Raw genomic sequence first — 301 nt, 5'->3', positions numbered from 1 at the left:
AGCACGGCCGAAGCCTCCCTTGAGATGCCTATCCAAAAACGGTATCGTGATATTGTTCACCTGACACCCTTCCATCTTAAGAAGATGGTACATCTGACTCGTTTCAAAGTCAGCGCTCAGAATCAGAATGCGCTTGAATCCGACAAAAGGCTGAGAGGGAAGCGCCACACGCACAAAACACTTTTTGTTGCCGCTACTTTTCATCAAGCCGAAAACCTGCATACGGATAGGCTCGTCCGCGTTAGGCGTCAAGTCCTGATACATGTTGTACAGATCGCGAAACACCGACGCAGTGTTCGTG

General features: G+C 49.5%; 1 protein-coding gene. It reads right to left on the bottom strand.

The window, feature by feature from the left end; translation table 11 throughout:
• Positions 1-301: hypothetical protein (locus AC1RPR_RS08680; RefSeq protein WP_481763549.1), on the bottom strand; the 301-nt coding region annotated here is incomplete at both ends.

Source organism: Dellaglioa sp. CoH-57-MRSF-22, assembly GCF_056781895.1.
The sequence above is the reverse complement of the archived record's forward strand: the minus strand, read 5'-3'. Positions and strand labels throughout refer to the sequence as shown.